The 11,942-nt window shown below is 53.9% G+C and carries 12 protein-coding genes; 10 read left to right on the top strand and 2 right to left on the bottom strand.

The features are described 5' to 3' along the window. Positions 1 to 16 precede the first annotated feature (16 nt). The 10 genes from JS530_RS03130 (at position 17) to JS530_RS03170 (ending at position 10,132) form a co-directional block, all read left to right on the top strand. Positions 17 to 307 carry a hypothetical protein gene (locus tag JS530_RS03130; protein WP_214375765.1) on the top strand — a complete coding sequence of 97 codons (291 nt, stop codon included), beginning with the start codon at positions 17 to 19 and terminating at the stop codon, positions 305 to 307. Between the two features lie 75 nt (positions 308 to 382). Further along, positions 383 to 865: a hypothetical protein gene (locus JS530_RS03135; RefSeq protein ID WP_214375766.1), complete on the top strand. Its 483-nt coding sequence runs from the start codon at positions 383 to 385 to the stop codon at positions 863 to 865. A 35-nt stretch (positions 866 to 900) separates the two neighbouring features. Continuing rightward, a complete protein-coding gene (locus JS530_RS10910) occupies positions 901 to 1,029 on the top strand; it encodes a hypothetical protein (RefSeq protein ID WP_281067678.1) in 129 nt (42 codons plus the stop codon). A gap of 2 nt (positions 1,030 to 1,031) precedes the next feature. After that, entirely contained in the window at positions 1,032 to 2,840 is a 1,809-nt protein-coding gene (locus tag JS530_RS10755) for a putative T7SS-secreted protein (protein WP_240541060.1), read from the top strand. After that, the gene (locus JS530_RS03145) at positions 2,837 to 3,913 is read left to right on the top strand and encodes a hypothetical protein (protein WP_214375767.1); all 1,077 of its coding nucleotides are present in this window, start codon (positions 2,837 to 2,839) and stop codon (positions 3,911 to 3,913) included. Before JS530_RS10755 ends, JS530_RS03145 begins: the two co-directional genes overlap by 4 nt. Before the next feature lie 49 nt (positions 3,914 to 3,962). Continuing rightward, positions 3,963 to 5,288, top strand: a complete 1,326-nt coding sequence (locus tag JS530_RS03150) for a hypothetical protein (RefSeq protein ID WP_214375768.1) — start codon at positions 3,963 to 3,965, stop codon at positions 5,286 to 5,288. Positions 5,289 to 5,640: 352 nt separating this feature from the next. Continuing rightward, complete coding sequence (locus JS530_RS03155) at positions 5,641 to 6,456, top strand: hypothetical protein (RefSeq protein WP_214375769.1); 816 nt, start codon at positions 5,641 to 5,643, stop codon at positions 6,454 to 6,456. A gap of 123 nt (positions 6,457 to 6,579) precedes the next feature. Then, entirely contained in the window at positions 6,580 to 7,332 is a 753-nt protein-coding gene (locus tag JS530_RS10760) for a helix-turn-helix domain-containing protein (RefSeq protein ID WP_240541061.1), read from the top strand. A gap of 2 nt (positions 7,333 to 7,334) precedes the next feature. After that, positions 7,335 to 8,072, top strand: coding sequence for a hypothetical protein (locus JS530_RS03165; protein ID WP_240541062.1), 738 nt, complete (start codon positions 7,335 to 7,337; stop codon positions 8,070 to 8,072). Between the two features lie 179 nt (positions 8,073 to 8,251). After that, positions 8,252 to 10,132, top strand: coding sequence for an FHA domain-containing protein (locus tag JS530_RS03170; RefSeq protein WP_214375770.1), 1,881 nt, complete (start codon positions 8,252 to 8,254; stop codon positions 10,130 to 10,132). 187 nt (positions 10,133 to 10,319) lie between these two features. On the opposite strand, the gene JS530_RS10765 is transcribed toward JS530_RS03170, so the two are convergent. Together JS530_RS10765 and JS530_RS03180 are read right to left on the bottom strand one after the other, a co-directional pair. Beyond that, on the bottom strand, positions 10,320 to 10,781 hold the full coding sequence (locus JS530_RS10765) for an FHA domain-containing protein (protein WP_425350848.1): 462 nt from the start codon (positions 10,779 to 10,781) through the stop codon (positions 10,320 to 10,322). A 399-nt stretch (positions 10,782 to 11,180) separates the two neighbouring features. After that, positions 11,181 to 11,927, bottom strand: coding sequence for a variant leucine-rich repeat-containing protein (locus JS530_RS03180; RefSeq protein WP_214375772.1), 747 nt, complete (start codon positions 11,925 to 11,927; stop codon positions 11,181 to 11,183). Positions 11,928 to 11,942 lie beyond the last annotated feature (15 nt).

Below are 11,942 nucleotides of genomic sequence, written 5' to 3' on the forward strand. Positions count from 1 at the left end.
CTGAAGGGGAATCGTTATGGCAGCGAAACTGAAAATTATCGATCAGGCTGTTCAGGGTCTTAAAAAGGGTTTTGAAGATATCCACGGCAAGCTCGATTTAGCTGGTCGTGATGATATGAGGGCGACTCGTGGCAACGTGGGAAGCCAGAAACTCATTGACGCATTAGATAAGTTCAATGGTCAGGTTTCTTCGACCAAAAACAAATACAAGATCAAGACCGAAAAGTTGATTGATTTCTTGAAAGATGTGAAAACCGGCTCGGATGATGCGGACGCACAGATTCAATCGGCGTTGAAAGTCAAATGAATGATGATTGGAGCTGAGAACAATATTGAAGCTCCTACCGGTTGTCTAAGCGTTTCCTAAAAAAGGATGTACAGCATGGTCTATCAATATTCCATTGCCATGGTACCGCCTACGGGTTGGCGGGAGATTGACGTGGATCCTGAGCATCGTGAGCAGGTGATTGAGCGCCAGCTGAGCCAGCTACGATATGTGGTGCCGCAATGGCGTAAAGTGTATCCAGCGCTCAGGTGTTATCTGGTTGGCGTGTACGCCGATGCTTGGAAATCTGGCGTGCGTTATGCCATTGCCACAGACGTGGATCCCGATGATGCGATTCAGGTGATGGCAACGTTCATGATTTCCATGTTGCCGCCGGCGAGCCCTACGGGAAATCCCGATGATGACTTGGATGCGATGGTCGAATCGTTGACCAACGAGAAGGAGGGCTCGTCAAGGGCGAATCCATGGAATTGCAGAAAGTTCAACTTCCGCACATGGGGGATGCCATTCAAGCTTTATCCATTACCGCGCTGCCGCATGAGGATGGCAGCAAGTCCGATCGGCGAGTGGCATCATTGAGAACATTCGTTCCGGTTGGGGAACACGTATTCGTGATGACCGGCACTACTCCACAGGTGGATATTGCCGATGTGCTTTTTGAATTATTCGACGCCATGACTCGCTCCGTAACCATAACGGTTTCGGAGTTGAACAACAATACAACAGCTGAAGGGGAGGAGTAATCATGGACCTTGAAGGTGAGGATTGGGCGTTCGTTGGATACCCCGAAGGCAATAGGATGCCGGGGAATGGCAACCAGGTGAGCCAGCTAGCAACCCGTTATCAGAATTTGTATACAGCGTTCGATGGCATGGCGGACGATCTTCAGAATCTGCAGACCAATGCCGGCATGAGCGGCGACTGGGTGAGTAAGTTCAGCGAGAAGATTGGCAATATGCCCAAGGACTTCCGTGGTTTTGCCAATGGGTTCAAAGATGTTCATTCGGCGCTCGACACATGGAGCACGGAGATTGATTCATTGCAGGGCAGGGCATTCCGTGCGTTTATCGATGTGGCCAATGCCAAGAAGGCGCAGGCGGCGGCGCAGCAGAAGGTTCAGGATGGTCAGCGTGATTTGACTGATGCGAAGAACGCGTATGACGATCTTGATTCCAATGCGAGTAGCGATGACATTGATAAGGCCCGAAGCCGTCGCAACAGTGCACAAAGCATGTTGGATCAGTACAAGAAAAACTGCCAGTCGGCGGACGGTGCTTTGGAAAGAGCAAAGAAGGAAGTGCGTAGGCTGGTAGACAATTATGACAATACCAGCCAAGGCCATGCTGACGAGATCGCAAAAGCCACTAAGGAATCCCCGAGCTTGAATAACTTTTGGGAACGATGGCAATACTCTGATGGATGGCAGGTACTCGTTAAGGTGCTGGAAGTCGCTTCGGTGATTCTCGGTGTTGTCGGTCTGTTCTTTGGCGGGTGGATTGCGGTGGCTGCCGCAGCTGTGGCTGCTTTGCTTTTTATTGATAAATTATTGGCCAAGGCCAATGGCGATGCTTCCATTTGGGATGTTATCGTATCCGGTTTTTGGACGTTGCTAGACGTGGTGCCTGGAGTCAAAGCCCTTTATGGTGCGGATGGATTATTCCATGCAGGAGCGGCGGCTAAAGATTTGATGAAGGTTGCGCGTTCCCGCGGATTAACCGAAGAAACAGTGTCTGCGATTGGTAAAAGTGCACTCCGTTCGAAGTTGTTGGGGCCTACTAAATGGGGAGATAAGCTATTGAATGCCGGCGATAAACTGCTGAAGTCTAAGAAAGATGCAGGCGGCTGGTTGAAGTTGCTTCAAGGCTCTTTGAAAGATGGGTTCGAGGGAAGCAAGCATTTGATGAGATCCGGCAAGGATTTACTTCATACCTTGCACCAGGCTGGAATTAAGAATGTCACTGCCAATCTTGCGCGGCAAGGTTGGCAGACTCTCAAGACCAATTTGGGTGATGCCGGTAAGGCTGTACATCAGTCTTGGAAGAATGGAGTAAAAACCGTTCACGATTTCGCTAGTGATTGGTCCTCTGCTAGAAAACTAGCTGCTGATACTGCGCAAAATTATCCCCACAATACTGTTATGCGCGACTTCTGGGATGGACAGTTCAAGAAATTGGATGCCTGGAACAAAGGCAGTAACTGGACTATCAGCAATACGGTTATGGATGTGCGCAATGCATATACGGATTTCCGTAATATTCACGATATGAAGAATACGGTTCAGCTGGGCAAACATATGGAGCAATGGGAGCATATGACGCAGTGGGATCATCTTGGCTTCTGGCAGCGAACAGGTAATTATATGAATGCCGGTTATGACACCCTGAAGGTAACCAAGATTGTAAAACCGTATGTTCAGCCCACTGATAATGGGCTGACTTGGAAGAACGATGCAAAGTCGTATGTTAAGACGTTGGTTCCCGATCCTATGAAGTTGTGGAATTACGATACGTTGGTTAATGCTCCGGGCAAGCTCGTGAAGGCGGTGTCGGATTGATTATTGAGGGTAAGGATGGGCGTCCGGATTTGAGTCATGCCACTCCTGAGGAGATTCATGAGCTGATTCTTAGGGAGAAGGGCAATCCTACGCCGCTGGAATTGGATCCGCAGCATAGGTTGGAGGTTGCGGCGGCGAAGGGGGATCGTGATGCCATTAAGGAGCTGGATGATCGTAAGAAGGAAGCTTTCGAGAATTCGGCTGCTAATGGCGGTCCCACGTTGAAGTATGGTGAGCATGGTTTGTTCGCTTTGTCCGTCGAGAACTTGCGTGGTCCGAAGCCTGGTGGCCGGGTGTTCTCTCGCAAGGGTGTGGTGTTGAAGGCCCTGTTGTTTGTGGTGTTGTTCGTGGCGTCTGTGGTTGTTCAGGTTGCGTTCATGGCGGTGACGAAGGCGAATGGTGGCGGTGACTGGTGGCCTGTTGCGGTTTTTTATTCCGTGGTGCCGTTGGCGGTTGTTGTGTTTCTGTTAAGCGCGTTGTCTCCGTTTGCGGTGCTGCTGGTGGGGAGTGTTTGGCCGCGGTTGACGCGTGTGTATGTGCCTCTTGCGGTGCTTGCCATGCTGGCCGGTGGTTCGTTTGTCGGTCAGGAGATCGGTCGTGTGTGGCTGTGGTATATGTATGTGGTGCCGGGACGGTGGCCTGCCGATTCGTTTGTTGATTTGTCGTCGTATACCGGTCAGTCGGCTCCGTTGTATCAGCCGTCTTTGAGTTGGGCGTGGATCCCGGGTCTTGCGGCAGGTTTGCTTATTCTTGTGGCGTATTTCGTGATGGCTTCGAATTCGTCGTCGGTGTGGGGTGTGCCGCTTGCCATGGTTGCGTCGGGCGGTGGTGTGGTCAGTCTGATTGTGGCGTTGGGCATTATGCTGTCGCGTCATGCGGGTTGGTTTGTAATGGCGTGCGTGCCTGTGGTTGCGCTCTTTGCGATTATGTATGCGTTCTCCGAGACCGCGGCGATTGAATTCTGTGTGAAGCACAAGCGTGAGGCCTGTGGCGAGTGGTCCGCCGCGTTTTGGATTACCGTGGAATTGATGGTGTTCCTTGGTATCTGCACGGCTCTGCCGATGTCGGTTTGACCGAGCCCGTACATGCTGCATGCGTGTTCTTCGATGAAGGGAATATACAGTGAGCGTTCAGTTGGATAGCCAGCGTTTTCTTGATGAAGTGAAGCATATACAAGCGGACTTCGATATGTGGAGGGAAGCCGTGGTGCCGCTTCCTGATGCGTTCGCTGATGGTCTAATCAATCGCGTATATGGCTTGTTCGGGCAGACGAATCCTGCGGATTTGCTGGTGTTGGCCGTGCAGACGCATGATGATGATCTTATCGAACAGTCTGCGGGATTCCTTGCCGACACGGTTTCCATGATCGAGGAAGAGAATGTGTTCGGCTGGATGTTCCGCATGATTTGGGGCAGAGAAATCTGGCTGCGGCAGCAGGTTGACGAGCTTGAGGATATGGACGCCACCTTCGATTTTCTCACCTCGGCATGCCGTATGTGCGCGCATATTCTTCTCACATGGGGTGAGGATGATGCGTCGTGCGCGGCCATCGCCAGATTGTTCCTCCTTGAGCAGTATGACGAGGCGTTGAACTGTCTGCTGCCATATGCAAAAGTCTCCCTCGATCCGCAGGAATCCGCATTGGTGATTGCGGATCTTCAGCAGCGTGCCATTGAAGCCGAGGCGCGTCGTGAGGAGAAAGCGGCGAGGCATAGCGCTGAGGAATCTGTCGCGAGCATCACGCCATCCGGCAAGAGAGAAGCTGCTGCCGAACAGGATAGCGATGCACTCGGTGACGGTGGTGTTGAGCATTCCAGCGAATCTGAGGAGTCTCAGCAATCTGAGCAGCCTGACGAAACCTCGGAATCCGCAGAAGACGGCTTGTATGAGGACGGTCGCCCGTTCCCTGAATCGGATACCCTATACATTTTCGATGCTGAGCATACTATTGCAGCATACCGGCGACTATTTACTGACGATTCATCCGAGAACAATACCAACGATGCCGCTGATAGTACCGCAGGTGAGAACCCGTGGGACAATCCTCGTTTCGTGCATGATAAGCTGCTGAGCCTTGCGGGTGCGGACGTTATAGAGCCGTTGGTGGTGAAGTCCATGTTCGATGGTGACGAGGAGCAGTTCAGCGCGGCACTGCGTTTGCTGGACATTTACCGTGGCATTGTGCACGATGATGGCTTGCTGACGCTACCGATTATCGCGTTGAGCACCCTGTCTGATTCCGAGGGACTTAAGCAAGACGCTTCTTTGGATGATCGCATGCAGTATTTGGAGACCTCACGAGCCCTGTGCGCGAGCATGGGGGCTGTGCTGCTCGCGCGTGTTCCCGAACCGGAATGGAGTCGCAAACTCGCTCTCGCGTTGCTTGACGCGGACATTGACACCTATATTCAACACGTTCGCCAGCTGACAGAGAGCCTGTCTTGTTGAGCGTGTGATGTGGGTATGGTCGATGTTGGGGCTTCTTTTCTCGATTCCGCTTGTTTTGACGTTGGCGTTCAGCATGGTTCGTTTCCGCCGGGTGGTGAATCGTGATATCTTCCCCTTGTTGGAGCGTGAGGGGTTGCGTAAACCGGATGACGGTTTCGTCTCCTCGGGTGTGAAAGGGGAGATGGATGCCTTCCAGTATCGCGCGGCGTTCGTGGGCGTTGCGCGTGTCCAGGCATGCCGGGAAGGCGCGTGCCTATGCCATGGCCTGCGCCGAGTGCGCGAATCACACCAACGATCCAGCCTGACATCCGCAATATGCCGAATGCGTGATTTTCAATGAAGGGGGTATGCAGTGAGCATTCAGTCAGACAGCCAGCGTTTTCTCGATGAAGTAAAGGGTTCAAAACCAGCATCGGTCGCGAAAGCGGAACAAGGAGAATGGCTCGTAGGATCCCATCGGATTGTTGGCGAAGCGCGCAGAAGCCGCAATAGCGGATTTGGTGATGAAATAATGGTCCTGCTGGCTTTGCTGCTTTTCTTTCTAATAGCAGCGACAATTGTTGCTATATGTGGCGTCGGCGCCTATGAGTCTGTCTGGGTGTCCGATCACGGGGATAACCCCCATTTGGATCTCGCAGCCATTGATTGGATGTGGGTGGTGTTTTTCCTCGTTTCGCTGTGTTTTGCAGTAGCCGTCCTGTTCTGGATGCTGTCTATCATTGCTCAACGTTTGCGTTGGATTAAGACTCGCGATGAGTTCTCCTCTCCGCTGTTTGTGGGTATCAATACCTATAACTTGCCCGGAGAAGTGGTATATAAAGCGGATTCCCGCAGTAGTGAAGGAAACAGGTACAGCGACTCGTATCCGTTGATGTATATTATTTGGCGAACGGATGCCGAACCTCAGACCATCTATGTTCCCGCTTATGTAACGAAGAAAGAGTGGGAACAGCGGTTTAACCAGCCGGATCCTGACCGACATTGGGGGCATCGCCATCTCATGATGATGATTGAACTCCATGTTGATGGAGATCGAATCCAAGTGGTCGGCATGGAACCGGTCTCTATGCAAGATGTGCAGCATGCTTGGGATGGTATGGACAGTGTGGCGGTTAATCCGCAACCGCGCTGCCCACAAGTGTTTGGTCAGTTTGACTTACTGCTGTGACGAATTTCGGTGCGTGCACCCCCATCTATCGTGCCTGCTTGTGTGTGCTTTCCGGATTTGCCATATGAATCATAGATTTGGTCGCGGTTGTCGACGCTGGGCTAATGAGTGAAGGTATTACCATTGATGTATACGAAATTATTCTCGATTGGGAATAGTTTCGTATACAATGTAGTAATGGTTATCAGGATGAATCGTGCACTGGTCACACGGAAGGAAGCCGCACTCCGTCTTGGAGTGAGTGAGCGGCGAATCAATGCGCTTTGCATTTCTGGGCAACTTGAATCATTCCCCGTGGGCGGTGCTGTTCTGATTACGGAAGATTCGGTTCAACGTCAAGAGCGTTGGCGAGGCGAGGGTGGGCGTCCATATTCTCGAGACATGGCATTTGCGGCGTTATATATGCTCAGCGAGTTTGATGTGCCATGGCTGGGGAGGCAGCAGCGGTATCGCCTCAAAGGATATTTGAGGCATATGGATGCGGAGAATTTAACCCGACTCACGCGTCGTCGTTCAACAACAATTGAATATTGGTGCAGGGATTCCAATTTGGGAAAGATTAGGCAATTAATTCGACCTTCTTCTGCCACCGGAGAAATGGCTGATACCTTTCATCTGGCATCTACGGATATGGTGGAAGGCTACGTTGCTGCCGATGCCTTAATCGATATTGTTCAACAATGCCGGCTGAAGCAGGGTGTCGTGCCTGTTCGGGTACGGCTCCGCGTTTCCGACAGTCTTCCTGTCGGTGACGGGACGATGCCCATTGCCGTATGTGCGGCAGATTTGGCTGAGTCCATCGATCCTAGAGAACGGCAAGCTGGACTAAGCGTATTGCAACAGTTGATTGACGATTATCATCATAAGGGGAACTGAGCATGATTCCAACAATTCCCATTTCTAGCGCATGCCATCCGTGGAATACTGTGTACATGGTCGCTGAAGCGGGTATTTCAGCATCGTGGCTGCTTACGGGAGGGCTAATGGTTCAGTTGCATGCCATCATGGGCGGCTTGACAGTCCGTCCCACTACTGATGCTGACCTGTTGTCCGATCTTATGGCTGATAGGCGGGGCATTGCCAAATTGCGCAACATCCTTACCTCCCATGGCTTCAAAACCCAACCGGGAACGTTGACTGGCTATACGACCCGTATGAGCGCATCCAATGGAGACGTTGTGGATTTATTGGTTGCTGACCATCTGCCTAAATTCCTTGAGCGCGATGCGACTTTATTTGGATTGCCGGTGCTCTCTATGCCGGGAGGTGCACAGGCTGTGGAACGAAGTATGCAGGTATGCCTCGTTGACAAACCCAACAATACCAATGTTGTGATTCGTATTCCGGACTTGCTCGGCGCGTTGATTCTAAAAAGTGCGGCGTATAGTGTTGATCACGCCGGCTATGGAGAGCGACATCTTTATGATGCCGCTATGCTTGCATCTCTTATTCCTGATCCCGACATAGAGCTCGAACGTTTACACAGCAGCACTGATCGCAAACGTATCAAACTGTTGCACGAAAGGCTCACTGAGGACTCCTCATATTGGAACAAACTTGATGAGGTGCACCGTCAAAATGGATTGGATACTATTAAGACACTCGCCACTTGGTAAAGAACAAGGAGACGAAGAACCAACACACCAATCTGCCATTGCATAGACGAAATCATGATTTCTGCCTCATTATGGTGGATAATGAATGTAGGGGAAGGCTCGCGCTCTGGAGTGGTTGAACGGTACCGTCCCGTGAAGATCACATTGCTGGGCTAAAGTCGCGGGGTTAAGGTGGAGATATGAGAGCGAAGTTGGTCAAAGATCGTCGCAATGGTGCACAAACCATGACTGTGCACGCCACCAGAGGTGAATCCTTGGATGTGCGGCAGGCGCAGTGGCTTGCTCAAGGGCACTGGTACATGTTGCCTTTCCGGTATGAAAGCAATGAGGCTGAAACCCTGCTCTACTACGACGTGACCAACTGCGTGCCATTGCATAAGCATCTGCATCAGGCTTTGCCGGCTGGGCAGTTCACTGGAGCGCTGCTGGCGGTGTTGTCTGTGATGGAACAATGCGATAGTCAGCATATGCCGTTGGACTACATTGACTGGGATGCCAAGCAGATTTTCATGGCACCGCAAGGCTATCCATTGTTCATGGTGACTCCGTTAGTCGGCATTGCATCGAATCGTGATACGCAGGCAACATTGCTGAAGCTTCTAGCGGATACTCGGAAAACCAAGGTGACCGATGCTGCCGAGCAGAATCAGCAGGTGAAGCTCTATGGTTTCCTGCAGCAGACTCCAGTGGTTTCGCCGGCTGTGTTCCATGATTTTCTTGCGATGGCGCTGCCCGGCATGGTGCAGCCGCGCGCTGTTGGCACTCAGCCCGCTGCACAGAGTGCTGCAACTGATTCGGCTCAACGAGTGACTGATCAGCCGGCGAACGATCGTCCGGCGAATAGTCAAGCCCAGGGTGCCGCCTATGATGCTCGGAATGCTGAGGAACCGATGTCGGAGACGCAGTTCGGGCAGACTGTGGTGGCTGGCACCGCGCAGTTCGATGCCATTCGTTCTGCTGCAAGTGGGGTCGCGAATGGTGCGGCAAACGGCACTGTGAATGGTGCTGTGAATAGTGCTGCGAATGGCACTGCTGCTACAGATGATGCCACCCAGTTGGGCGCGCGCAACGATGCCACATTAATCAATGGCGATCAGTCGATTGACAATCGGTCGACCGACGGTACGTCGATTGATGATCATCAGCCTAGTCCTCAGCCGATTCAGCAGTCTGGTTTGCAACCAATTCAGCAGCCTAGTCCTCAACCGATTGCCGAGGATGATGAGGACGGCGGCACAGTGCTGTCCACCCTGCTGAAGCGTCGCACGGATGCGCATTCGTCGCCTGCGACACCATTGCCTCAGCGCGTGGAAACGCGAAAACCTCAGCCGCAGTCGGTGGAACAACCGTTGCCGGCTCAGCCTGTTCAATCAGAACCAGAACCGCTACAGACCAAGCCTCAGGCATCGCCGCAGACCGAACCAGTGCTGCCGAAGCCTCTCCATACTGAACCAGTACAGTCGGAGACCATTGCGAATCCCGAGCCGGTTGCACAACCTGAGCCGATGCAGCAGCCGCTTCGACCACAACCTCAGCTTGCGCAACAATCTCAGCCGATTGAACAGTCTGCTATGCAGTCAGTTGCACAGCCGGTCGCACAGTCCCAGCCCATCATGGCATCGCAGTCATCACAGCCGATACAAGAGCCGGTAGCACAACAGACACAAGCTCAACCGATTCAGCAGACTCAGCCGGCGGTGGATTTGCCTGAGGACAGTGAAGGCGAGACGATACTGCGCCCATCGGCAAGCAAGGTTTCCGGCTTTACAGTCACCCGTTTGCGTGATGGCAAAACGATTACCGTATACGCGGAGCATGCCACCATCGGCCGATCGAAAACCGCGGATATTCACATGGGCGGCAATACGAATGTGAGCCGTGTGCATGCGATTATCGACGTGCTTGACGATGGCCGTTTCTCCATAACCGATAATCATTCAGCCAACGGCACGGCTGTGGAAGGCCGCGAATTGGCTGACGGCGGCTGCGAATATCTGCCGTCCGGCGGTGATTTCACGCTGGCCGACGATACGTTTGTGGTCAAGCTGCTGCACCGATGATATATCGGTGATATTGGTAAGGGTGCAGGCAGCGGCACAGAGTTAGGGTGCTGTGCATTCGAACCTGTAGCAACAGTGCTGTAGTGATGCAGTGTTCATATGGTTGTGGCCCGTCAACACTTGGTATGTTGACGGGCCACAACCATATGATGCGCGGCGAGTTGCGAGGCAGCTCTGCTGGCGGACGCTACTGTTGCTGGGTGAATGAGAAGAACAAGTCACCCAGACGAATGGTGGCAGGGGCGGTAAGCTGCATGGGCGTGCCCTTGACCACTTGGGTTTCCTGATCATCCTGGATGATGTAGGTGCCGTTGAGCGAACCGTAGTCTTCGATCCACAGCGTGCCGTTGGTGTCGATGCTGATGGCCGCATGGTTGCGCGAGATGGTGCGCGTCGGATCGTCGAGTCGCACGGACTTGGCGCCCTGCGGCACATCGGCCGAAGGCTTACGGCCCAGCAATGTGCTGGTATCGATAATTACATCCTGATTGGTCGTGTCGCTGTGCAGCAGATACGTGATCTTCGGCGTCTTCGACGTGAACGAGGAGGAGAGCACGGTGCTATCCCAATCGTCAATGTCGTTGTCGTGGAAATCATCGTTGTGCGTGCTCGGCGGTACGTGCTCACCGCCGACGAACGTGCCGGGCATCACATTCTCGTAGCCCGGGAAGGCCAGATAGTCCGGCAGTGTGCCGGCATGGCGCGGGCTTGAAGACTGTGATGCGGCAGGCTGCGGCTCTGCTGCCGGTGCGGCGGTTGGCTGCGACTGCGGTTCGGTCTGCGGTGCGGCGGCTTGTGGCTCAGCGGCTGCTGGCTCAGCGGACTGGGCTGGAGCCTGAGTTTCCTGAGCCGGCGAGGCTGCAGGTGCTGTAGTCGCTTCCGGGGCAGCGGACTGGGTGAACTGCGGCTCGGCGGACTGAGCTGCGTCGTTCGATTGGTTGTTTTCGGCCGGTTGAGCAGCATCCGCCGGTTGCGAATCGTCAGCGTACCAGCCGAATTCTGGTGCTGGAGGGTATGGAAGTACGGCCATGATTGATCATTGATCCTTTCACTGGCGAGCTGCCAAAGCGGCGTCGATGGCCGGATCGCCAAGCTGACGCAGCCAATCCAACAGAGCCTGATAGGTATTGGGGTTGCGTGCGATGCATACGCGAAGTTCCGGCGCGTACTGGGCGATCTGTGCAATCTCCATCTGATCGCTGGTGGTGAGTGCCTGCTCGGCGGTGAAACCGTACGGGTTGGTCGGCGTCGGGTTCTCGAACTGCGGCTGAGCCTCGGCCTGCGGCTGAGCTTCCGGCTGAGCCTGTACCGGCTGGGCGGCCAGCTGTTCGGCGGGCTGTGCGGCAGCGTACTGGTCCTGTGCCGGCTGGGCAGCTGCGTATGATTGCGCGGCCGGCTGGCTCGCGGGCTGAGCGGCGTAGGAATCGGTACCACCTTGCGCGATATCGGTGTAGGCGCCGGCGTATGCGGATGCGTCGGGCTGAGCCTGTGCCGGCTGAGCTTCCGGCTGCGCCTGTGCCGGCTGAGCCGCCGACTCCTGCGGTGCCTGCTGTTCGGCCGGCTGATCTTGGACCGGGCCGCCAATGGAATCGGCGGTGAAGCCAATCTGGGCCAGGGTTTCGCGGGCGCGGACATCACCGAATTCGGCAAGCCAACGCTTCAGTCCGGGGTAGCAGCGCGGGTTCACTGCCACGTTGGCGCCGAACTCCGGATTCTCATAGGCGATCTTCGCCAGCAGAATCGGGTCGGCGTTAGGATCCTGTACTGCGGCAACGGCAGCATCGTAATCAACCATGATTGTCTCCTTGTG

Origin of the sequence: Bifidobacterium colobi (genome assembly GCF_018555455.1) — a bacterium.
Lineage (GTDB): Bacteria > Actinomycetota > Actinomycetes > Actinomycetales > Bifidobacteriaceae > Bifidobacterium > Bifidobacterium colobi.